A 22379-nucleotide genomic window follows, 5' to 3' on the forward strand; every position below is an offset into this window, starting at 1 on the left:
TGCTTCATGATGTTTCTTTCGATAGACTGCCGCTTTTGCTTCTTGTTTTCGCATAAGCCGCAATGATGATGGTGCCTAGGACACCGACTGTGATGATGTTTGAGATTCCTGCTACGATTCCTTGAACAAACACTTTATTTGCAGGTTCTGCATAGATCACAATGTCGAGTACCGGCGCAATGACAAACCAGCCTAATGCTTGTGCGCCGGCTTGGACGGCGTTGAAGAACGCGATTTTTTTCCAGCCAAAGTCGCCCTCTTCTACTTTTAAACGGTTAGAAATGAAGCCGATCAATAAACCAACAACACCCGAAACGATAATCCAGCTCCACCAAGGTCCAAATGTGGTGGCATCTTTAATGAGATGACCAATAAATCCAATCAATGCGCCTGCAATAGGACCAAATAGCACGGCCATTAACGCAAGGAACGCGTACGATGTTTCAATTTGTGTATTCGGAATTCCAGTTGGAATGGAGACGAAGCGTCCTAAAATGACAAAGACGGCTGCGCCAATCCCGATGGCAACGACAGTTTTCGTTGAAAGTTGTTTACCTGCCATGATGTTTCCTCCTCTTATTCGTATATAATGCGCGGAGCTTTGCGAATCGAAAGGCGCCAGCCTGTGCCTGTACCGATGTTATAAGCCTTTGCAAATGACCCTTGATTGATCGCCACGCCTAAATGATCGAGTGAATTGACATATACGAGTGGTTCGCCTACCTTTAAATCGGCAAAAGATCGTCCATAGGTCATGATATTTTTATACACATTTTTTGGCCCGTTGGCAATGGTAACTTCTATTGCATCCCCATAATTGATTGAAAGCTGTTCAAATAACGTATGATGAATGTTTGTCCATAGGTTTCCGAACCGCACATCTAAAATATCAATCGTCCCTGTGATCACTTCTTCTTCCGCATAAGCTTGTACGACTGGAAGGTGAATAATGTCCTCTATATTCGCCTTTGGCCCGACCTCTTCAAAAGAAATCACACCTGAAGCAATTCTCGCGCCTGTATAGGCGTAAATGTCTCTACCATGGAATGTATGTGATTTGCCTGACTTCGGCAGACGGTTGATGGTTTCATCTAAATACCGAGCCTCCACGATGCCAATATCCTGTGCGACATGCGTAAGTGTCCCATTATCAGGTGTGATGATGTAGTGTGAGCTTGTTGTTTTGACGACAAGGCTCTTTCGCTCTGATCCAACGCCTGGATCAACAACGGAGACAAATACCGTTTCTTCCGGCCAATATGTGACCGTCTGAAGCAAGCGATAAGACGCTTCCCAAATGTCGTATTGGGGAATGTTGTGAGTTAAATCAAAAATGCGGATGCCACTCCTCACTGTATTGGCTACGCCGTACATTGCGCTGACCGCTCCATCATCAATACCGAAATCTGATTGCAAAACCAATGCATGTTCACTCATGTTAATCTCCCTTTCATTTGAAAAAATGGTTGTGGTGTTTCACGTGGAACATTTGAACATTTGTATGAAAAAAAGTGGACAATAAAAAATACCCCATCCTTATCTATGAATCATAAGGACGAGGTATTTGTCTCGTGGTACCACCTTTATTTACTGTTTGCTCGCGCTAAACAGCCTCTACAAGTACAAAGCTCCAATTTGGCTCATATACTGTGGTTTTGATAACGAGTACCAACTCTCGTCGTCACCTACTAATATCATGGATATGTTCAGCACGAGGCTCAGAGACCATTTTTCGAATCATTATTTTTGCTTCTTTTCAGCTGCCGAAGCTCTCTGTGGAAAAATTGATGATTGTACTTTCTCTCGTCATTGCCTGTTTAACTATCTTGAATTAAAGCTATCATACATGATGTTTTTTGATAAATCAAGATATTTTTCTGAACATTTTTAAAAATGAGTTAACTGTTCTGGAAGAGTCTTCTTTTTTATAAAATTTAAGCAAATGTTAAAGAGCGAGATATGGTGTCTTTCTTTTCTAGCGGTATAATAAAGATGAAGGGAGGTACAGTGTGTGTGGACCATCTGTATGAATGAATTTAAGCAGCTCTTCAAAAGCACAAAATCCATCTTAACTATTGTTATTATTTTCATTTTATCTACTTTTGTATCAAGTCTTCCATTTATAGCTGCTTATCAAGGGAAGTGGGAACAGGCAAAGGACCCTTATTCCATTGGGAATGAACTAGTGATTTCGTTATTTGGTTTCTTCCTTATTTTTTTATTATCTCATGATATTTTGAGCCGCGAAATTCATTTGAAAACCATTCGTTTTCTCGTCAGCAAAACGACCCGTTTAAACATTGTCATCGGGAAATATCTTGGGCTGATGCTGTTTTGGCTCAGTTGCATTATAACCACATATATTTTAAATATGGTGATTTCACATCGTTTTCTGTTCTCAGATGCCTTAAAAATATTAACGTTTATCAGTGTCGGCATCTCCTGTGCTTTGTTTTTGTCCATGCTCTTTCCAACACCACAGAAATCGATGTTTGTTGGCATGTTGTTTTCCTTTCTATTTCCAACCATGAGCATGATGTCTGTTCTTTCTTCAGAACGGTTGATTCACTGGTTTCAATACGTGACGCCTTATTATTATGCGCGCTGGAGTGAACCGCTAACCTATGTACTGATGAATGCCGCATTGACAGTTGTCTTACTCGTTGGAACTGCACTACTGTTTCAGAGGAGGGATGTCTAAGTGCTTCACACAAAAGGGCTGACAAAAAAATATCGGACAAAAGTCGCGATAGATCATATTGACCTTGATATCCATCCAGGGGATATCTTCGGCCTCATTGGACCGAAGGGTGCTGGTAAGACAACCTTTTTTAATATCATTACAGGGATCTCCCGCCCCACCTCTGGCACGTTTATCATGATGAACATGACGTCGTTAAAAAAAGTACGTCATCATATCGGTGTTCTGCCTGAATATACAGATTTATATGAAGGGCTGACTGCTATTGAGCATATTGCCTATTTATCGAAAATTACGGGTACTCGCCAGAAAACGAGCTATTATGAAGAATTACTCGAATTTGTTGGCTTACATCGTTATCATCAAGAGAAAGTCGGTGCCTTTACACCTGGGATGAAGAAGCGGCTCGGAATGGCTCAGGCCATCGCTCATCAGCCTGACTTTATTTTACTCGATGAGCCTTTTGCGGATATTGATGCAGATTCTATCTTACATATCCAGCGGGTGATTGAATCGTTAAAATTCGAAGGAAAAACCGTCTTTTTAACAGCAGACGAGCCAAGGTTCACCCAGCCTATTTGTACCAAAACAGCTTTCATATCTGAAGGAAAAATCGTGTCCTCAAGTACTCATCCTCAAGAGAAAACCATCACGTCCTCAACCATTCGTGCCACCTTCAAGCATGCATGGATTGATGATGAGGTGAAGCCTGTTCTCACGCAGTACTTACAAAGTGTGGGAACAGACCTTGTGATCAGAGATGACGAGACCTCATTGTTGATTCGTTCAGAAGCTCAAGTCCCAGCCATCATCCGTGCGTTTGTGAAATGCAAAGTCGACCTATACCGAGTCACGACGCAAGATGCCATGATGTCCACATAAAAAAGTACCGTACGCTCGCCGCACGGTACTTCTCTTTTTTTATAAAGGCTTGCTCATGTAAATTCCAGTCTCAGCAAATCCCGTTTTCTCATAAAGTGAGCGGGCGATTTGATTATGGGCAAAGACATGCAGCGATAGTTTTTTCACACCTAATGACTTTGCCTGCTCTTCTAATGTCGTCATGGCCTGTTTTGCCAAGCCTTTTCCTCGATACGCTTCAAACAAAATAAAATTATAAATAAAGCCTTCATGCTGAGGATGATCTCGGTCATAGCAAAGCCATACCCACCCAATGGATTCGTCTCCATGCATGAATGTCCACAGCTCATGATCCTCTGTCTGAAGACCTTCAGGTAGCAGCCGCTCAAATTGTTCCTCTGCGTTCTTTTGCGCTTCTTCCTGACCCCACGTCCCTGCGAGTATCTTTTCTTCTGCGTACCTCTTAATGGATGCCTCTATCAAGACGTCATAATCCGTTTGTGACATCGGCTGTAATGTGACCAAACGTATCTCCCCCTTTCCTTTAATCATATGCCGAGCATGTCAAAAAAGCCAGTCCCCTATAGGAACTGGCTAGCCTCCGAACCGATCGGTTTGGGAGAGTTTGATCTCGACTGATTTTTTCTTTCCGCTTCGGTAAAATTGCACCTTTACCTTGTCGCCGACTTTCTTTTGATAAAGATATTTACGCAGATCGACGATATTTTGTACTTCCTTGCCGTCAAACGACGTCACGACATCCAGCTCTTTTAACCCCGCTTTTCCTGCTGGAGATAAAGGCTCGACACTCATCACGACGACTCCGGTTGTGACCTTTGATGGTAGTTTTAACGTTTCCTGCCAATGATAGCTCGCAATATCTGCTAGTGATTTCATCCCAACACCAAGGTACGGACGCTTCACCTCTCCATAGCGCTCTAAATCCTCTATGACAGGGATCACCAGATTCGCAGGAATAGACAGCCCAATCCCTTCCACCTCTGACTCAGCAATCTTCATTGAATTGATACCGATCACTTTGCCGTCCATATTAATCAAGGCTCCGCCGCTGTTCCCAGGATTAATGGCGGCATCCGTTTGCAAAACTTCCGCATTCCAATCCGTCTGTCCATCACCATTAGAATCAACAGGGATCGCACGCTCTGTTCCAGAAATCACACCTTGTGTGACGGAGCCAGCAAATTCAAGGCCTAATGGATTTCCAATGGCGATGACAGGCTCACCTGGTTTGACATGGTCTGAATTGCCGAAGGCGGCGGTTTTCTTAATCTTATCACTTTTGACCGTGAGTACCGCTAAATCCATCAGCTGATCACTTCCGACAAGATTTGCCCCGATCCTTGTCCCGTCCTGAAGGCTCACTTCAAGCTGGTTTGCGCCTTTGATGACATGATGGTTGGTCACGATATAAAAGGTGTCACCCCTTTTTTTATAAATCACACCTGACCCGCTGCCTGCTTCACCGCCTTCTTCCCAAAAGCTCGACTTTTGAATGTTAATGACGCCGACAACTGTATCTGACATACTCGACACCACTTTTGTGACCGCATCATTCACGTTCACATTGACGGTCTTTAAAGGGCCATCTGATGCCTGCTGATCTCCAGCTGACTGCCAGCCAAAGGGGCTGCCGCTCTGTCCAGACACATAGGGGAAAAAGAATCCCATTAAAAAAGCTCCTACCAATACACCGATCAGACCAGATAGGAAATATCCTTTTCTGCTTCGTCTCGGCTTCCACTCTACATCGCGATAATCCACTATGTTTCCTTCCTTTCAGTGAATAGATGATGTATATAGTGTTGGTAAGAAGCTCTTATCTTAATCATACGATTGTAAAAATCATACGGCGCAAAGCGGGGTTGCTTTTTTAGGGTCCGTATCATATAAATCAAAGCCGTCCCCTACAACAAAGCCCTTCATTTCAAGCGTCTGCTGGACCGCCATACGGGCTAAGTCCTTCATGTTGTTGTCTTGACTCAAGTGGGCCAAATAAATGCGTGAGGTGGCATCTCCAATCACGTCTGTCATAGCAAGAGCCGCATCTTCATTGGATACGTGTCCGACATCGCTCAAAATTCTGCGTTTAATGCTCCATGGGTAGCGCCCCATTTGCAGCATGCCGACATCATGGTTGCTCTCAAATACGAACGTATTGGCTGATTTAATAATTCCTTTCATTCGATCACTCACATAGCCTGTATCCGTCATAAGGGCAAGTTTACGCCCGCCATAATGGAATACGTAAAACATGGGCTCTGCCGCATCATGTGATACGCCAAATGATTCAACATCGAGACCGCCGAATGATTGAACCGTCTCTATATCAAAGTGGAATTTCTGCTCCGTATCCACTTTCCCTATATGTGACTCCATCGCCTTCCATGTTTTCGCATTTGCATAGACAGGAAGCTTGTACTTTCTTGCCATCACACCTAGTCCTTTAATATGATCTGAGTGCTCGTGTGTGACAAAAATTCCGTCCAAGTCTTCCGGCTTACGATCGATTTGACCAAGCAGCTCTACCATCTGTTTGCCGCTTAAGCCCGCATCTACTAAAAAAGCATGCTCGTCTGTTTCTAAATAAAAAGCGTTCCCCGTACTTCCGCTCGCTAGTACACTGAACTGCAAGCTCATGTTCTCTCACTCCAATGAAGATTTGTCTTCTTTCTCTATATGATCAAGGGTTGAGCCATCAATGGCATTGATCAAATATTCTTCCTCTGTCTTTTTCTTTGAACCAGTTGCCACGCCTTCAATCTCTACTCGCCATACAGGAACCATGACTTGAGTGCTTGCACCTGGGTATTGCGTGTAGTAGCCAAGCTCCACTTTTTTCACTGTCGTGTTTTGGCTCAGCATATTTTGTGTATATAGGTCCTTCACCGTTTCAAGCGCTGGGACAAGGGTTTCTTTTCTCACTTCATTAATCGATGTCACCATCGACTGCCGATACGATACGACCTCGTTTTGATCGTTCACATCCAATGTGATCTTCCCGATGGTTTCGGTGTCATCAAGACCTTCTTGGAAGATGTATTTTCCTTTATACGTTTGGAAAAAGACAATTTCACCTGTTTCTTCATCGATGCTCCAGAGCTTATAATTCTTGCCATCCAGTAAACGCTGGCTCACAAGATTGGTCGCTGCTGTTTTCATATCTTTTTTCGGCAGTGCGACTGGTTTATTGAAGGTCATTTCAAGCAGGGTGACAGGATCATCTTTCTCGGTTTTTGGGAATGTGCTTTTCGTCTTTTGATCAGCTAATCCGTCGACATCCTTTTTCGTATATTGCTTTTTCTCAGCTGTAATGCGATATCCAATCTTCGCTTCATCTGATAGATTGCCATATTTGATTCCGTCTGCCTTCATTTCTTCCAGCGTATCTGTTTTTTCGATAATCGCAAAATGATCGGTCGATCGCTTTTCAAAGTATTGAAAACCTAGAAAGATATCGAGAACGAGAAAGGCTAGGATAAAGATCGTTTTGGTCTTATTCCACTCCATGATTCTCGCTCCCCTCTGTCAGCAAATCATTCGATAAAATGACGGTTTTTCCGTTATATTTCATACACCATACCGGCTCTAGCCAGACAAACATCGCTTGATCCTGATCTGATGCCGTGGATGTCGCTTGATAGGCAGGGAAAATCTGTTCAATTTTCTCTAAATCATCATACTTCGTCTGCTTGATGATCAAGTTTTTCAGCTCTGTCCCATTCATCAGTTTGACCTGTTCACTCTGACTCGCTTTGTTGCCAAGAATGTAGTTTGGACGCTTATAACTCAAGATGTCATCATTCGCCCATTGCACTTCAAGTGATGTCATACCAAATGGATGCTTTGTGCTGTTGACGATCGGCAGTCCATCCATAAACATATTAAAGGACAGCTGCTGGTTGCTGTTGATGCCGAAGTATTGATAATTATCGGTAAAACTTCCGTTATCATTGAAATATTTCACGCTTCGCTTGATCAAATCTCCCGTTTGGAATACGGTACTAGAATTGATATTACGATGCTGATATTGGATGCGGTGGTCTTTTTGATTTGCTTCAAGACGACTCGTTCCATCTGTATACACCGTCCGGTTTAAATTAGACTCCTCCCCAACTAGACTTGGGTCTGTAAACAAAGCGTCCTTGAATTTGCTTGTCTTAATCGTTTCGATAAAGAACATTTTCGCTTCAAGCTGCTTTTGCTTCTGCGGCAGAAGGAAATCTCGTTTTGAATTTGTAGAGAAAGTATATAGATCATAGCGCGGCATCTCGTTTTGAGCGGCTGCAATACTATCCATCAGATTACGATAGTTGGCAGATTCAATCGTCAGCTCAAGCACCGATTCCTTGCTATATGAAACCAAATAGACTTTCTTATTGGCCTTATCCGGCTGAGCGAACGGCACAATCATCCGGTCAAACGAGTTGTATTCAATGGATTTATTCGGCCATTTAAACAGCGCTTGGAAAATATCAATCGGAATCGGATCATTGAACACAAGATCCAATGTTTTACCTTGCCCCTCGCGTCCATAGAAGAAATTCTTAAATTTCTGCTCGGAATATTGGTCCGACACATCAGCAATTTCTTTGACATCCCACAGGCTCACATCATTCCAAAAGTTTTGGAAGAGTTCCTTTTGATCCACTTTGAAATGCTCACCATTGGAATGGATGAACATCTCACGCGGCTTCACGACATCAATGAGACTCCGAGGCTCGTCGCTTGAAATCTTCTTCGTTTCCACGACCTTTGTGCCGGCATCCGCCTGATCCTGCATGACGGGCTGGAACATCCAAATATTCCACGTAAACACAAGACTGATCGCAATTAGGATTGTCAATATAATGGTTTTAAAGGTCTCACGCTTCATCCCAATCATCCTCTTGTTCTTCATTGTACGGAAGGGTAAAGGTTACCGTTGTGCCTTTTCCTTCGATGCTGTCAGCCCAAATATCTCCGCCATGAGCCTGAACCATTTCTTTTGCAATCGCAAGGCCTAGGCCGGTTCCGCCAAGCTTTCTTGTTCTTGCCTTATCCACTCGATAAAAACGTTCAAAGATTTTATCCATATCCTTCTTCGGAATACCGATTCCTTCATCTTTGACACTGAATAACACAAGACCTTGCTCCTCATCCAAATCGACAGTGAACGTAATGTGTCCACCCTCTGGCGAGTATTTCATGGCATTGGAAATGATATTATCGAGCACCTGGGTGATTTTATCTTGATCAATTTCCACATATATTTCACGCTGCGGCAGGTTCCGGATGAAATCGACATGCTGCTCCTTCGTCATTTCAAAACGATCAATGACGAGCGAGATAAACCTGATAAAATTCGTCCACTCACGATTGAATTGATAATCCTTGCTGTCGAACTTAGACAGCTGGAGCAGGTCATTCACAAGTCTAATCATGCGCTCTGTTTCATTTTGCGTGACACTGAGGAACCTTGGCGCAAGCTCTTTATCACCAATCGCACCTTCAGCGAGTGCCTCAAGATAGCTTCGCATCGTCGTTAGCGGTGTACGCAGTTCATGCGATACGTTCGCCACGAATTCGCGGCGTTCAGCATCAATTTTTTCTTGCTCTGTCACGTCATAAATGACCGCGATCAAGCCATCAATTTTCCCATGCTCTTTCTGGATGACTGAGAAATTGACACGCAAAACAGACAACTGATCTTCGCGTTCAATTTCTAGTAGCATGGAGTCTTGATTTTCGACTAAATCTTCAAATGTATGAGTTTCCTCTAAGCCGAGCAAGGACGTGATCGGCATCTCTAGAGCTGTTTCACGTGAAACATTCAAAAGCTCTAGTGCCGGGCTGTTTAATAGAATAATGGCCCCGTTTTGATTCGTGGCAATGACGCCATCTGTCATATAAGCGATCACAGAAGAAAGCTTTTTCCTCTCGCCCTCTGTCATCAGCTGCGCTTCCTCCAGCTCTCTCGTCAGATGGTTAAATGTCGTTGCTAGCTGACCAATCTCATCATGTCCATACTTTCGGACCTTTCTGGAAAAGTTCCCTTTGGCGAGCTCTATCGCTTGCTTTCTCATATCCGAAATTGGGTGTGTAATGGTTCTGAATATGAATATACCAAGTAGAGCGGTTATCACAAGGGCAAGCAGCGTTCCCGTTGCCAAAATCGTATTAATGGTTCGCATTTGGTTAAAAACACTTTCCATGGATGAGACCACATAAATGACACCAACGGTTTCTTGGTTCTCATTTTTCACGGCTGTCGCTGATATGCGGACTCGTTTATTCGATTCTGGGTCATAGAATTTTTTCTCGTAGTCTTTGCCAACCGCGAAAATACGGCTAATGATTTGATCTGTGATTTTCTTCCCGGCAATCTCTTGACTGCCGTTATTCACAGAGGCAATGACCTCTCTGCTTTCGTCAATATAGCTGACTTCAGAAATTTCATTAGACTCATCTTTGTTGTTAAAATCGTTTAATATCTTTTGAGCATCCTCTTTTAATTCTGCCTTGCTTTTCGATGAATCTTGTTCTAGGTAATACGATAACGAGTAGATTCGCTGATTCAAGGAATTATCATATGAATTAATTAAGGACTGCTCTAGCTGCTTCACAAAGTACACGCCAATAATCTGCATGGCGACAATGATCAGCAGCACATAAATCAAGGTCAATTTAAAGTGAATCGAGCGAAAAAAACCTACTTTACTCATAAGAATCTTAGTCCTGCTCTGGGTTTCTTAAATAGTAGCCGACGCCTCGTCTTGTTACGATCCAGCTCGGGTGGCTAGGGTTGTCTTCAATTTTTTCACGAAGACGGCGGACTGTCACGTCTACTGTACGGACATCTCCGAAGTAATCGTAGCCCCAAACCGTTTGCAGTAAGTGCTCACGTGTCATGACTTGTCCAATATGTTTCGCTAAGTAATGAAGCAATTCGAACTCACGATGCGTTAACTCAATCGTTTCGTCACGCTTAGACACGACATACGCATCTGGGTAGATCACAAGTGAACCAATCTCGATATCATTTGATTCAGATTCTTCCTCTGATTGCGGAGCAGCCGTCTGTCTTCTTAAATTTGCTTTTACACGTGCAAGCAGCTCGCGTGTACTGAATGGCTTTGTGACATAATCGTCTGCGCCAAGCTCAAGACCAATGACTTTATCGATTTCAGAGTCTTTTGCTGTCAGCATGATAATCGGCATGTCATATTTCTTTCTCACTTCACGGCATACTTCAACGCCATCTTTGTTCGGCAGCATAATGTCGAGCAAAATAATGTCTGGCTTAATTTCTTCTACCATTTCAAGGGCCTCATTTCCATCATACGCACAATGAACCTCGTAGCCCTCTTTTCTTAAGTTAAATTCCAATATATCCGCAATCGGCTTTTCATCATCTACGACAAGAATCTTTTTTTCCATTGTGATTTCCTCCTGCATTTTTAGCATCTATGTCATTCCATTTTGCATGTCTCATTACGCCTTCTTCATTTACGAAAAAAAGGCTCACTGTCTATTATAACGTTTTACGAGGCAAAGATAAAAATAATAACGGCTTTCTTTGCTAGTAAACGTTGGATAGAAGAACTTCACCCAAAAAATTTGATGACTTTACCTTTTTTATTGAAACTTTTCCAATCACCAAACGTCTATATACATGTAACGTCTTCTTCTTATGGAGCCGGGCCCTACCTAGGTCCGGCTTCTCCCTTTTTATGCCTTCTTTTCATAATAAAAACGCACCTGCGATTGCAGATGCGTTTGGAAGTGGCTCGGGACGGAATCGAACCGCCGACACACGGATTTTCAGTCCGTTGCTCTACCAACTGAGCTACCGAGCCATCATCAAAAGATGAATATGTATAAATGGCGGTCCGGACGGGACTCGAACCCGCGACCTCCTGCGTGACAGGCAGGCATTCTAACCAACTGAACTACCGGACCTCAGTAACTTGCCCGAAAAAGCAATCGTGGTGCTCCTTCAAGCAAGTGAGGAAAAATTAGCTTAACGCTAAAGTAAATCAATGACCCGTACGGGATTCGAACCCGTGTTACCGCCGTGAAAGGGCGGTGTCTTAACCGCTTGACCAACGGGCCAAAACATGGTGAGCCATGAAGGACTCGAACCTTCGACCCTCTGATTAAAAGTCAGATGCTCTACCAACTGAGCTAATGGCTCTCGGTTTGTGAAAAGTGAATCTGAAGAAGCTGTATTGCGTCAAACCAATCGCTTTAAAAGCTGGAAAATCGCATCTTAACAAGTTTCAGAGACCTTTGCAACAACGAGATTTATAATATCATAGAGTAATTACATATGGCAATACGTTTTTCGACATTTTTTTTAAAAAAGTGTCGGATTTGATATCTTCTGTTATATCGCCTAAATCCGAAAGCGCCTTCATTCAATCAATGGCTACTGCCCAATCCAGCACACAGAAACGTTTGATTCCGACCAATATTGGTTATACAAGAAACAAACAGCATGATGATTGAAAAAGGAGGAAGCATAGGATGAGTTCATTTAAATTAGGAGATAAAATGCCCGATTTTTCACTGCCAACAGTGCAGGGCGATCACATTGATTTTTACAAACATTTAGAGGAGCATCAAAGCTGGCACCTTATCGTTTTCTTTAGAGGATCATGGTGCCCAGTATGTGTCGAGGAATTAAAAGAGCTGGAAAAACAGCAATCCTATTTTCAAGACAAGGATATTCACTTAATGACGATTTCAACGGATAACCCTGAAGACTTGAAAGAATTTGCAGACAAAGAGGGACTTTCTTTCCCCATCATGTCTGACCAAGACCTCACATCATTGAAAGCCTATGAAGTCTTCTATCACGGGGAAGATGCCCCATACGAAGATCATGGGGTGCACGGAGAACCTGCCTATTTCTTATTAAATGAAAAAGGTCAAGTCCTCTATCAGCAAAGACAAACAAGTCCATTTGGTAGACCGCATGCCAACGAACTGCGCAAAATCATTCAATACATTCGTAAAAATTTAAAAGGCCAATATAAAAGCCTAAAATAAAAAAGAAGCTCTCGTCAGAGGGCTTCTTCAATTGATGACAAAGGGATAAAATGAACTTTATTTTATCCCTTTGTCTTCTTTTCAGCGTAGTTGAAAACCTTTGAAGTCTAGGAAAGACGAGTACCGGCGCGGAGCGAATTTGACATTCGTGAGCACCGGCACGCAGGACTGACAACGAATGCGAGGGTTTGTCTACACGCTGAGAAGCTCTCGTCAGAGGGCTTCTTTTTTTATGAATGTTTTTTATTGTATAGCCAATCTGCGGTGAAAAACACAAGGAGACCTGTCATTAAAATCACAAAAGTGACGGGTGGTCTGTCATCTTGGAAAAACGCATACAACGCGTGTCCTCCTAATGCTAGAAGATAAAAGACAAACGCCGATCCTGCTGCTTTTTGTGCATTGGCTTGTTCTCTTTTCGTCGTTTTTTTGAAAAACATTGAATCTATTCCCCTTTAAGATGCTTTCTTCATTGTCACCCGGCGAAGTGCCTGTGATCGGATATACTCCATTGGTCCAATCCGCCAGACGTTTAAGCAAAGGGCTGAAATGGCAATTTGCAGAAGTGAAATGAACAGCCATGACAAGACGATAAGGGGGGCGTTGATTTGCCCGCCAAGACCCAATCCCCAGCTATAAAAAAGAAGCGAGCAGATGACATTTTGCAGGATATAGCAGCTAAGCGCCATTTTTCCTACATATTCAAACCAAGTCCACATGAACCATGATTCCGTCCGTTCTAAAAGCTTCGCCACAACAGCAATATAGAATATAGAGAGGAATGGTGAAAACACATAACGCACCACAAATTCTACTATTTCATTTGGTACGAAGACGAGCGCATTCAGCGGCAGTCCAATCCACAAACCCATTCTGAATAATGTTTTCCGCAGAGTTTGCCCACGCTCATTTGCATAAAATACACCGGCTCTCATCATCCGCACACCTAATAAAAACAAAAAGGTATTCATTGGGATAATAAAGATCGCTTCTTCTCGGTACATCAAAAAGTGCTGTAATCGGTCTTGAACTTGAGATATCCATGTCTCCGGCAGTTGTTCTTCGTACGCTGGTTCACTGCTCTCGTCATAGGATTCATTTTCCAATTCAGAGAAAGAAAATACAACGAGAAAAGCCGTCACCAACAAATGAATGACACCCGAGACAATCATGCCTTTTTTGATGCGCCGACTTCCTCCACGGACAATAAACGCCACAAGTAAACCCGTAACGGCGTAACTCATGAGCACATCATATTCCATCACTAGCGCAAAATGGACTAAGCCTTCAATCAATAAGAATAAAAGAATCCATAAATATGTACCCGGCCAAGTCATATTTTTTCTTTTCGCCTGCTGGTATTTCAGCTCTAGCCCTACACCAAACATGATCGTAAGCAGCGATAGCATTTTGCCATAAACGAACATAGAGACAAGACTTTCAAGAAAACTGCCATTTTCATATTCATCCGCAATCTGATCTGTCGCAAAGGTATCCCCTGCGTACGCAAAAAACCAGACGTTTGTACCCAATGTGCCTAATATCGCAAAACCTCGTAAAATATCTAATAATCGTATTCTTTCTTTCACTAGAACGCTCCTTCCCTTTTATACAGTTATCACATTTTGGTAATGACAGGAAGAGCGTTCCGTAGAAATTAAGGAATATTTAAACAAAAAAAGACACCAGTAAAATGTGTGATTTTACTGGTGTCTGATCAGTCTATAATGATGGACGGTACACGCTGCGGACAACGTTCGTTTGGGAACGGTCTGGTCCGACTGAGAAAATAGAAAGTGGAATACCTGTTAATTGTGAAATGCGCTCTAAGTAATGACGGGCATTTGCAGGCAGTTCACTTAAATTCTTCACGCCTGTAATATCCTCTGTCCAACCTGGCATTTCTTCGTAGACAGGTTCACATTTCGCTAATTCATTTAGACTTGCTGGGAATTCTTCAGTGATTTCTCCGTTCAATTTATAAGCAACACAGATTTTCAATTTCTCAATCCCTGTCAGTACATCAATGGAGTTAAGAGATAAATCTGTAATTCCACTCACACGGCGTGCATGACGGACAACAACACTGTCAAACCAACCAACACGGCGCGGGCGGCCAGTTGTCGTACCGTATTCACGGCCAACTTCACGGATTTGATCGCCAATTTCATCATGGAGTTCTGTCGGGAATGGGCCATCACCTACACGAGTTGTGTAAGCTTTTGATACGCCGACCACATGTTGAATTTTCGTAGGACCTACACCAGAACCAATCGTCACGCCTCCAGCCACTGGGTTAGATGACGTCACGAACGGATATGTCCCTTGATCGATATCAAGCATAACGCCTTGTGCCCCTTCAAAAAGAACACGGCGGCCTTCATCTAGAGCATCGTTCAATACAACAGATGTGTCCACGACATATTTTTTCACTTGCTGACCATATTCATAATACTCATCTAAAATATCTTCAATTTTGAAGCCTTCTGTGTCGTACATTTTCTCTAAAAGACGATTTTTCTCTTCTAGATTACGTGCAAGCTTCTCTTCAAATACTTCACGATCTAATAAATCTGCGATACGGATTCCGACGCGGGCAGCTTTGTCCATATAAGCTGGTCCGATTCCTTTTTTCGTCGTACCGATCTTGTTAGCCCCTTTCCGCTCTTCTTCTACCTCGTCCAATTTTAAGTGATAAGGCAGAATGACATGGGCTCTATTGCTGATTCTGAGGTTATCTGTACTCACATTCCGTTCGTGAAGATACGCAAGCTCAGTGACCAACGCTTTAGGATCAACCACCATTCCATTACCGATGACACAAGTTTTCTCTTTGTAAAAAATACCGGACGGAATGAGGTGTAGCTTGTAAGTCACTCCATCAAATTTGATTGTGTGACCTGCATTGTTTCCCCCTTGATAACGGGCAATCACCTCTGCATTTTCTGAAAGGAAATCGGTAATTTTCCCTTTCCCTTCGTCACCCCACTGCGTACCTACTACGACTACTGAAGACATATCGTGCACCTCCGTTAACCTTTCAAAACGTTATCTCTTTCAAACACATTTATTTTATCAATGCACAATGAAAAAGTCAACGTGAAATCCGAACATTAATATCTCGAAATCAAATTTTGTTCGTTTTACATGTGAGGAAAAGCGCTTTAATTGCTCATTCTACGCTTAAACAAGAAGATTTCGATCAAAATTACTGTTTTTCTCATTTCCGTTTTTTCAGTGATTTTCAATCAATTGAATCATCGAACTTGCCATAAAGTCGGGTGAGTATGGTCTGCCTTTTCTCAGCCACCACTCAGCTGTTCCAACATAAGCAGAAATGACAAATTGCTTCTGCATCTCGAGAGGAACGTGTTGTGGATCAGGTGTTGAACCTGTGACTTCTTCTAGCCCCAAAGTAAAGCTTTCTTCAAAAAAAGCACTGGCCGTCTGATGAATATTAAGCTCTCTTCCCCTTTTCAAGAGAATCTGATACTCCTCTTCATGTTCCTGCAAATGCTGATAAAAGCGGTAAATATACACATATGCTGCATGATCGCTCTTCCACTCACTTTCATGTACAGGAGCAAAAATAGCGGTTTTCATGACATCAAACATCTCATCCATGACCTGCTGAGCTAGGTCAAACTTATCCTCATAATGCTGATAAAAGGTGGTGCGATGGATTCCTGCCTTGTTCGTCAAATCTTGTACAGAAATCTTCCCCCATTCCTTCTCCTTTAATAACTGAAATAACGCTTTTCTTAATTGTTGCTTTGATTCAGTTGCGCGCTTATCCCCTCTGTAGCAGTCCGCCACAAGCCGCTCTCCCCTTCCCATTTTCTTCAACAGATTTCACCTTTCTGTTGGTTGAATCCTTTCTACTGATGAATTACCTTTAAATCTAACACAGTGAAAAAAAGGAATCATCTGACAACCCATAAGGAGTGATGATCATGGAAACAACAACACCTAGTGCCGTTCAGAAAGCGTTATTAAGAGGGAAAAATAAGCAGGACCCGTATCACCCATTTGATTGGTACGCCAAAATGCGTCAAGAATCCCCTGTTCATTTTGATGAACACAGCCAAACATGGAGCGTCTTCACCTATGAAGAAGCAAAGCGAGTCACCATCGATAAAGATACCTTTTCTAGTCAACCTCCTCAAGACCACCGGAAACATTCACTGATGAAAACAATGGTCATGATGGACCCGCCAAAACATACACGAATCCGTTCCATTGTGAGCAAAGCCTTTACACCCCGGGTGATGAAATTGTGGGAACCACGCATTCAAGAGTTAATGGATGATCTCATTGCACAAATAGAAGGTAAGGAAGAGATTGATCTTGTTCAAGACATCTCCTATCCGCTTCCTGTCATAGTCATTGCAGAGCTTTTAGGTGTGCCAACAGAACATAAACAATCCTTTAAAAAATGGTCCGATATTCTCGTCAGCATGCCTAAAAGTGAACATGAAAAAGATGTCGTTGAATGGCAGAAAACACGGGATCAAAGCGAAGCGGACATGATGGCGTTTTTTGCTGACATCATTGAAGAGAAGCGGCAGAACCTTAGTGATGATTTGATTTCTCTTTTAATTCAAGCGGAGGAAGATGGAGACAAGCTGTCCGCAGACGAATTAATTCCTTTCTGCAATCTTCTCCTGTTAGCAGGCAACGAAACGACCACCAACCTGATCTCCAATATGATCTTTAGTTTGTTAGAAAATCCGGGGTCGTATGAAGCGCTCGCTCAATCACCTGACCTCATTCCTCGAGCTGTGGAGGAGGCTGTCCGTTTTCGTGCCCCTGCGCCTACCATCGTCCGGTATGTCACAGAAGACACCGAACTTGGAGGAAAAGTCTTGAAAAAGGGAGACAGTGTGATTGTCTTTCTTGCTTCTGCGAACCGGGATGAGCGTCAATTTCCAAACGCACATGAGTACGATATACACCGGCACCCTAATCCTCATATTGGCTTTGGCCACGGCATTCATTTCTGCCTAGGCGCACCACTTGCTCGCCTGGAAGCATACACTGCCATCAAAGCCATACAGTCACGATATGAATCACTAGAGCTTCTCTCCTACGTCCCAATGACAAGCAGCGGTATGTATGGACTAAAAGCACTGAAGCTCCGTGTCACGCCTCGTTCCTAACAATCTGAGACTCTCACAAGATGGGAGTCTCAGGTTGTTGACAAAGGGCTAAAATGGTGTTGATTTTAGCCCTTTATCTTCTTTTCAGCGTGATAGAAAACCTTTGCAGCCCGAGGAAGGACGAGTACTGGCGCGGAGCGAATTTTTCATTCGTGAGCACCAGCACGCAGGACTGACACCGAATGCGAGGGTTTGTCTACACGCTGGGACTCCCACTAGATGGGAGTCTTTCTTAATCAGGTGTAATTCCTTCTGTATTCATGAGCACCACTCGATATCCATCTGGATCTTCAATCGTCACGCCTCCTCGATCCCAGTACGGGTTCGTAGAGGTGACATGCCGTCCACCAAATGCGATCAGTCTCTTTTTCATCTGCTGAAATTCCTCTTCATCCGGAATATAGAATACAAGCAGCTGCTCTGGGTGGGGAACAGGCAAGCTTTCGTCTTCTTCATGTTTGGTGATTTCCAGATGAACATGCTGGTGAGGAAGCCCAAGCATGACACCATCATACCCTTCATGCTGATCAAATGAGCCTATTCGTTTAAGCCCTAAACCTTCTTCATAAAAAGAAACAACCTCTTTCATGTTGACGGTCGGACGTGCGATGCGTAATTGAGCGGCTTCGAATTGTTGAAACTTCATCAGTCATCACTCCTTTTCTCTCCCTTTAGTATACGCTCTCTTTTTCTCCCACTCCTCCTCATTTCGACTGTTTTTCAGTCATTCTTTCGATGTAGATGGATCAAAAAAAAGCCCAGCTTCTTGAGCTGGGCTTTAAGCACCGGGCGGAACACCCGCATCATCAAATCTTCTTTCTAAGTTGACGAATTTGTTATATTCTTTCACGAAAGCCAGTGACACCGTTCCAACTGGACCGTTACGCTGTTTTGCAATAATAATTTCAATAATGTTCTTATTCTCTGATTCTTTGTCATAGTAATCATCACGATAAAGGAACGCCACAATATCGGCATCCTGCTCAATACTTCCTGATTCACGAATATCAGACATCATCGGACGTTTGTCCTGACGCTGCTCTACCCCACGAGAAAGCTGTGATAAGGCAATGACCGGCACTTCAAGTTCTCTTGCTAGTGACTTTAAAGCCCTAGAAATTTCAGATACCTCTTGCTGACGGTTATCGCTTGATCGTCCACTCCCTTGGATGAGCTGTAAGTAGTCAATCAGGATCATACCAAGCCCATTTTCTTGCTTCAAACGGCGGCATTTCGAGCGAATTTCACTGACTCTAATGCCAGGTGTATCATCAATGAAAATCCCACTGTTTGATAGCGAACCCATCGCCATTGTCAGCTTACCCCAGTCCTCTTCTGTGAGATTACCGGTTCTTAGGTTTTGTGCATTGATATTTCCCTCGGCACAAAGCATACGCATGACCAGCTGCTCAGCACCCATCTCTAAACTAAAGATGGCGACACTTTCATCCGTCTTGGTCGCGACGTTTTGGGCAATATTTAACGCGAAGGCTGTTTTCCCTACGGACGGACGAGCGGCTACAATAATCAAGTCATTTCGCTGGAAGCCAGCTGTCATCCGGTCAAGCTCTGAGAAACCCGTTGGAATCCCAGTGATATCACCTTTTCGATTATGAAGCTGTTCAATATTATCATATGTCTGAACAAGAACGTCTTTAATGTTTTGGAAAGCTCCTGAGTTTTTACGCTGAGCCACTTCCATAATGGTTTTTTCAGCATCACTCAATAGATCTTCTACTTCATCCTCACGCGTATATCCATCTTGTGCAATGGTTGTCGCTGTACGGATCAGACGTCTTAAAATGGATTTTTCTTCCACGATTTTTGCATAATATTCAATGTTTGCGGCAGTTGGGACAGAGTTCGCAATATCGGTTAAATACGAAATCCCGCCTACCTCTTCTAGTAAGTCTGTATTGGCAAGTTCTGATGTCACCGTGACAAGGTCAACCGGTTCCCCTCTATCACCAAGTACAAGCATCGCATTGTAAATCTTTTGATGCGACATTCTATAGAAATCCTCTGGAATTAATACTTCAGAAGCGAGCGTTAGCGCAGATGGTTCTAAAAAAACAGCACCTAATACGGCCTGCTCGGCTTCTATATTTTGCGGCGGCAGCCGGTCATCGAGAAGTTCCGTCATGCCAAGCACCGTCCTTTCATAAAAAAATACGCTACTCATCATTTTAACATTTTCATCAATAAAAAAGTGAAAAACATCAACTATAGTCAAAATTACCATGTCGATGTTTTGTTGAACAGCGAAACAACACACTTCAAATAGAAAAGACTCTGTAACATAAATTGTTATAGAGTCCTTTGTATCGCTAATAGAATTTGTAGCTGTTGTTCACACATGTGATCGATACTCCAACATGGCATGTACACGCACATGATCAAACCTTGCAAATATCAGGTGCGTTTTTTAATCTATCTTTTTCTTAACTCCGTAATTCACCTTTTGTCCAATGTCATATAAAGACCCGTTTTCATACCCAATAGATAACACCAAATCGGGAATAGAATCATATCCGTTTTTGGCTAAGTCAAAGAGCTGTGCACCATAATGTGATGCAGCAATGCGGGCATTTTCTGCTGTGTATGGATTTTTCAGAAGTTCTTCTTTGTAGATATCGAAAATATTCGCTCCGGTATCCGTTACAAATTGACCGTTTACAATGCTTAAATCTTTTAAGTCGTAGCCTGTCACCGTTTTGATTTGATTGACAAGGTGGAACTTTGCAAGTGAATCCGGCGTGAATTGAGTCGAATCATCATTTCTACTTTTCATAATATGAAAAAATAGTTCTCTTGTATTGTTGCTCGTATTCAATATGTCCTCTATTTGTTTGACCAGGGTTTCGTCTGTTGATCCACTCACCACTAATTTAAAATGATTGGGGTCAATGGTAAAAGTTAAATTAGCATTTTTAGGAATGTTCAAACCATTGGTAGAAAACAAAGCTTGCAGTTGTTCGTTCACCTTTTGACGATTCAATAGTTTCTTTTCTACACTTTCTTGGGTAGGGTCGTACCGATTTTCATTACGGAAGGCGGCATCATTAAAATTATAATACCCTCCTCTCCCATGGTTAGCCCAACCAATTTCCATAGAGTAAGCAGCATCTCTTTCTGGTTTGGTTAGGTCACTTCTGAAATAAGGAGAGTATGGATTTCGATACTTATCAAATATATGACCATGAGGATCTTTGAATCGTTTGTTTTGTTCATTTATTTTTTCGTATTTTTCATCTAATATTTTCATCCGTCTATCAGATTCGGTCATCACTTCATTTGTACTTTTAATAGCTGATTGACCTTTAGAATCTATTTGGTTCAGATTGTTCGAAGAACTAGCTGTATATGACGTATTAATATTCATTTTGATTCTCCTTTTTTAAGAAAATAGTGATTATTAAATATATCGGCAATTCAGTTAAAATTTGTTAGTTTAATGTCGATATAGTAATTATTACAAGGAGGGTTAATATATGACAAATACTATCTTTAAACGTTTATTATTACCAGCATTATTATTGGCGCTTGTTACTAGTTTTTTTGCACCTAAGTCAGCGGAAGCAGTAATTACGGGGAATAACAGTCCTAACACTGCAAGTTCAATGGGATATTGGAAAAATAGTCGTTCAGACACGACAATCTTACCTGAAGGTGAAAATGAAGCGTATTATCAATTTACGATCAATAAAGGTGAAAGAGTTTATGTCAGAAGTTCGTATAATAAGCAATATACTGGGATGAAAATCGAGGTTTATAACTCAAAATATTCTGATGCGAAAACAGAAGTAATTAATCCTGATTCAGTCACACCCTTTATTTTTGCAAATACTGGTGACGTGACTTCAACTTCAGAAACTTATTTTGTGAAAGTAACCCGTGGTACATATACCGGAGACATGTATTTTTCTGTTTCCATTCAAGATCGTATCAAATCTGGAAATGGGACATTCAATTTTACGGGGACGGCTACAAACTTGGGGAATTCTTCTTTAAATTTTTTAGGGGTTGATTCTTCTGTCATTACAATGGATTTAACGAACAATTCTTCTATTCCTAAAAGTGCAATTGTCAAATCGATTACGACAACTAGCACTCAAACACCCAACCAAGGGAATGTCACACACAAACTAATGGCTAGTGATAGTAACATTTGGTATCAATCACTTTTCTCCTCTGCAACAAGTGGTTCTTATCGTATATCTCTGGATGATCAATTAAGAGTCGCTCAAAAATGGAGCTTTAAGTACAACGCAAAAGCTACCGCGAGATCTACTATGAGCAATGTCAAAGCCGATATCCGTTACGAATATGATGTCACAGATGGATTTTAAGTGAATGATGTTAACAGATATGTACACCAATTGATCAAAGAGTAAGGGCACATCCCTTACTTTTTTTATTGCCTCATTTTTGATGATATATGTTATTTCGTCACTCTACAGTGCTTGTCATGATTGCTTCACTTCATGATATTCCTCCACTGTAAACGTATTTTTCAGTTTGGGCTGATTTTCAAGCAGATTTAGCCTCAGTTTTCCTAATGGGGGTTTCATTCTACCTACATTCCCTGCAATCTTGTCTTCCATAGA

The 22379-nt window shown here is 42.3% G+C and carries 21 protein-coding genes, 4 tRNA genes and 1 other annotated feature; of the genes, 5 read left to right on the forward strand and 20 right to left on the reverse strand.

From position 1 onward, the window contains the following. Positions 1-4: 4 nt before the first annotated feature. On the reverse strand, positions 5-562 hold the full coding sequence (locus tag ABG082_RS18815; protein ID WP_348936399.1) for an ECF-type riboflavin transporter substrate-binding protein: 558 nt from the start codon (positions 560-562) through the stop codon (positions 5-7). Between the two features lie 14 nt (positions 563-576). Further along, positions 577-1437 (reverse strand): S-adenosyl-l-methionine hydroxide adenosyltransferase family protein, encoded by an 861-nt coding sequence (locus tag ABG082_RS18820; protein WP_017368438.1) that lies wholly within the window; start codon positions 1435-1437, stop codon positions 577-579. A 111-nt stretch (positions 1438-1548) separates the two neighbouring features. Further along, positions 1549-1819 (reverse strand) — a binding site (T-box leader). 192 nt (positions 1820-2011) lie between these two features. Between ABG082_RS18820 and ABG082_RS18825 the strand changes: the two genes are divergently transcribed. Both ABG082_RS18825 and ABG082_RS18830 read left to right on the forward strand, forming a co-directional pair. After that, on the forward strand, positions 2012-2701 hold the full coding sequence (locus tag ABG082_RS18825; RefSeq protein WP_348936400.1) for an ABC transporter permease subunit: 690 nt from the start codon (positions 2012-2014) through the stop codon (positions 2699-2701). After that, positions 2702-3583, forward strand: coding sequence for an ABC transporter ATP-binding protein (locus tag ABG082_RS18830; RefSeq protein WP_156061152.1), 882 nt, complete (start codon positions 2702-2704; stop codon positions 3581-3583). A 39-nt stretch (positions 3584-3622) separates the two neighbouring features. On the opposite strand, the gene ABG082_RS18835 is transcribed toward ABG082_RS18830, so the two are convergent. From ABG082_RS18835 to ABG082_RS18885, 11 genes are all read right to left on the reverse strand, one after another. Beyond that, positions 3623-4087: a GNAT family N-acetyltransferase gene (locus tag ABG082_RS18835; RefSeq protein WP_348936401.1), complete on the reverse strand. Its 465-nt coding sequence runs from the start codon at positions 4085-4087 to the stop codon at positions 3623-3625. A 69-nt stretch (positions 4088-4156) separates the two neighbouring features. Next, positions 4157-5344: a S1C family serine protease gene (locus ABG082_RS18840; protein ID WP_317328383.1), complete on the reverse strand. Its 1188-nt coding sequence runs from the start codon at positions 5342-5344 to the stop codon at positions 4157-4159. An 81-nt stretch (positions 5345-5425) separates the two neighbouring features. Beyond that, the gene (locus ABG082_RS18845) at positions 5426-6220 is read right to left on the reverse strand and encodes an MBL fold metallo-hydrolase (protein ID WP_138279235.1); all 795 of its coding nucleotides are present in this window, start codon (positions 6218-6220) and stop codon (positions 5426-5428) included. Positions 6221-6226: 6 nt separating this feature from the next. Continuing rightward, positions 6227-7090, reverse strand: a complete 864-nt coding sequence (gene yycI, locus ABG082_RS18850) for a two-component system regulatory protein YycI (RefSeq protein WP_024718467.1) — start codon at positions 7088-7090, stop codon at positions 6227-6229. Next, positions 7077-8456, reverse strand: coding sequence for a two-component system activity regulator YycH (yycH, locus tag ABG082_RS18855; protein WP_348936402.1), 1380 nt, complete (start codon positions 8454-8456; stop codon positions 7077-7079). Before yycH ends, yycI begins: the two co-directional genes overlap by 14 nt. Next, complete coding sequence (gene walK, locus ABG082_RS18860; protein ID WP_048002616.1) at positions 8446-10284, reverse strand: cell wall metabolism sensor histidine kinase WalK; 1839 nt, start codon at positions 10282-10284, stop codon at positions 8446-8448. Before walK ends, yycH begins: the two co-directional genes overlap by 11 nt. Before the next feature lie 7 nt (positions 10285-10291). Continuing rightward, the gene (gene yycF / locus ABG082_RS18865) at positions 10292-10999 is read right to left on the reverse strand and encodes a response regulator YycF (RefSeq protein WP_017359978.1); all 708 of its coding nucleotides are present in this window, start codon (positions 10997-10999) and stop codon (positions 10292-10294) included. Positions 11000-11345: 346 nt separating this feature from the next. Beyond that, a tRNA-Phe gene (locus tag ABG082_RS18870) sits at positions 11346-11418 on the reverse strand. A 26-nt stretch (positions 11419-11444) separates the two neighbouring features. After that, positions 11445-11521 (reverse strand) — tRNA-Asp (locus ABG082_RS18875). A gap of 81 nt (positions 11522-11602) precedes the next feature. Further along, positions 11603-11674: transfer RNA gene (locus tag ABG082_RS18880), tRNA-Glu, on the reverse strand. A 6-nt stretch (positions 11675-11680) separates the two neighbouring features. Further along, a tRNA-Lys gene (locus ABG082_RS18885) sits at positions 11681-11756 on the reverse strand. A gap of 332 nt (positions 11757-12088) precedes the next feature. On the opposite strand from ABG082_RS18885, the gene ABG082_RS18890 reads away from it, so the two are divergent. Beyond that, positions 12089-12613 carry a redoxin domain-containing protein gene (locus ABG082_RS18890; RefSeq protein WP_226650533.1) on the forward strand — a complete coding sequence of 175 codons (525 nt, stop codon included), beginning with the start codon at positions 12089-12091 and terminating at the stop codon, positions 12611-12613. Between the two features lie 230 nt (positions 12614-12843). On the opposite strand, the gene ABG082_RS18895 is transcribed toward ABG082_RS18890, so the two are convergent. The 4 genes from ABG082_RS18895 to ABG082_RS18910 all read right to left on the reverse strand — a co-directional run bounded on the left by ABG082_RS18895 (position 12844) and on the right by ABG082_RS18910 (position 16450). Further along, positions 12844-13053 carry a hypothetical protein gene (locus ABG082_RS18895; protein WP_035390108.1) on the reverse strand — a complete coding sequence of 70 codons (210 nt, stop codon included), beginning with the start codon at positions 13051-13053 and terminating at the stop codon, positions 12844-12846. A gap of 15 nt (positions 13054-13068) precedes the next feature. Then, complete coding sequence (locus tag ABG082_RS18900; protein ID WP_348936403.1) at positions 13069-14202, reverse strand: DUF418 domain-containing protein; 1134 nt, start codon at positions 14200-14202, stop codon at positions 13069-13071. Positions 14203-14335: 133 nt separating this feature from the next. Further along, a complete protein-coding gene (locus ABG082_RS18905) occupies positions 14336-15631 on the reverse strand; it encodes an adenylosuccinate synthase (protein WP_007497400.1) in 1296 nt (431 codons plus the stop codon). 216 nt (positions 15632-15847) lie between these two features. Next, positions 15848-16450, reverse strand: a complete 603-nt coding sequence (locus ABG082_RS18910) for a TetR/AcrR family transcriptional regulator (RefSeq protein WP_282833467.1) — start codon at positions 16448-16450, stop codon at positions 15848-15850. 116 nt (positions 16451-16566) lie between these two features. On the opposite strand from ABG082_RS18910, the gene ABG082_RS18915 reads away from it, so the two are divergent. Continuing rightward, on the forward strand, positions 16567-17772 hold the full coding sequence (locus tag ABG082_RS18915) for a cytochrome P450 (protein WP_348936404.1): 1206 nt from the start codon (positions 16567-16569) through the stop codon (positions 17770-17772). Between the two features lie 232 nt (positions 17773-18004). Here the strand turns inward: ABG082_RS18915 and ABG082_RS18920 are convergent, their stop codons facing one another. The 3 genes from ABG082_RS18920 to ABG082_RS18930 all read right to left on the reverse strand — a co-directional run bounded on the left by ABG082_RS18920 (position 18005) and on the right by ABG082_RS18930 (position 21154). Continuing rightward, a complete protein-coding gene (locus ABG082_RS18920; protein ID WP_017359894.1) occupies positions 18005-18418 on the reverse strand; it encodes a VOC family protein in 414 nt (137 codons plus the stop codon). 132 nt (positions 18419-18550) lie between these two features. Next, positions 18551-19915: a replicative DNA helicase gene (gene dnaB / locus ABG082_RS18925; RefSeq protein WP_003214779.1), complete on the reverse strand. Its 1365-nt coding sequence runs from the start codon at positions 19913-19915 to the stop codon at positions 18551-18553. 282 nt (positions 19916-20197) lie between these two features. Further along, positions 20198-21154, reverse strand: a complete 957-nt coding sequence (locus ABG082_RS18930) for a DUF4885 family protein (protein ID WP_348936405.1) — start codon at positions 21152-21154, stop codon at positions 20198-20200. Between the two features lie 109 nt (positions 21155-21263). Here ABG082_RS18930 and ABG082_RS18935 point away from each other — a divergent pair, with 109 nt between their 5' ends. Beyond that, positions 21264-22121: a hypothetical protein gene (locus ABG082_RS18935; RefSeq protein WP_317328389.1), complete on the forward strand. Its 858-nt coding sequence runs from the start codon at positions 21264-21266 to the stop codon at positions 22119-22121. The last annotated feature ends 258 nt before the right edge of the window (positions 22122-22379 follow it).

It is taken from the genome of Bacillus sp. BS1807G30, assembly GCF_040047675.1.
GTDB classification, from domain to species: domain Bacteria; phylum Bacillota; class Bacilli; order Bacillales; family Bacillaceae; genus Bacillus; species Bacillus altitudinis.

Excerpts from the sequence above, each read along its gene's own strand:
- ABG082_RS18845 (WP_138279235.1), bottom strand. The coding sequence starts at position 6,220 with ATGAGCTTGCAGTTCAGTGTACTAGCGAGCGGAAGTACGGGGAACGCT.
- ABG082_RS18820 (WP_017368438.1), bottom strand. The coding sequence starts at position 1,437 with ATGAGTGAACATGCATTGGTTTTGCAATCAGATTTCGGTATTGATGAT.
- ABG082_RS18815 (WP_348936399.1), bottom strand. The coding sequence starts at position 562 with ATGGCAGGTAAACAACTTTCAACGAAAACTGTCGTTGCCATCGGGATT.
- ABG082_RS18890 (WP_226650533.1), top strand. The coding sequence starts at position 12,089 with ATGAGTTCATTTAAATTAGGAGATAAAATGCCCGATTTTTCACTGCCA.
- ABG082_RS18905 (WP_007497400.1), bottom strand. The coding sequence starts at position 15,631 with ATGTCTTCAGTAGTCGTAGTAGGTACGCAGTGGGGTGACGAAGGGAAA.
- ABG082_RS18910 (WP_282833467.1), bottom strand. The coding sequence starts at position 16,450 with ATGGGAAGGGGAGAGCGGCTTGTGGCGGACTGCTACAGAGGGGATAAG.
- dnaB (WP_003214779.1), bottom strand. The coding sequence starts at position 19,915 with ATGACGGAACTTCTCGATGACCGGCTGCCGCCGCAAAATATAGAAGCC.
- yycI (WP_024718467.1), bottom strand. The coding sequence starts at position 7,090 with ATGGAGTGGAATAAGACCAAAACGATCTTTATCCTAGCCTTTCTCGTT.
- ABG082_RS18935 (WP_317328389.1), top strand. The coding sequence starts at position 21,264 with ATGACAAATACTATCTTTAAACGTTTATTATTACCAGCATTATTATTG.
- ABG082_RS18915 (WP_348936404.1), top strand. The coding sequence starts at position 16,567 with ATGGAAACAACAACACCTAGTGCCGTTCAGAAAGCGTTATTAAGAGGG.
- yycF (WP_017359978.1), bottom strand. The coding sequence starts at position 10,999 with ATGGAAAAAAAGATTCTTGTCGTAGATGATGAAAAGCCGATTGCGGAT.
- ABG082_RS18895 (WP_035390108.1), bottom strand. The coding sequence starts at position 13,053 with ATGTTTTTCAAAAAAACGACGAAAAGAGAACAAGCCAATGCACAAAAA.
- walK (WP_048002616.1), bottom strand. The coding sequence starts at position 10,284 with ATGAGTAAAGTAGGTTTTTTTCGCTCGATTCACTTTAAATTGACCTTG.
- yycH (WP_348936402.1), bottom strand. The coding sequence starts at position 8,456 with ATGAAGCGTGAGACCTTTAAAACCATTATATTGACAATCCTAATTGCG.
- ABG082_RS18920 (WP_017359894.1), bottom strand. The coding sequence starts at position 18,418 with ATGAAGTTTCAACAATTCGAAGCCGCTCAATTACGCATCGCACGTCCG.
- ABG082_RS18930 (WP_348936405.1), bottom strand. The coding sequence starts at position 21,154 with ATGAATATTAATACGTCATATACAGCTAGTTCTTCGAACAATCTGAAC.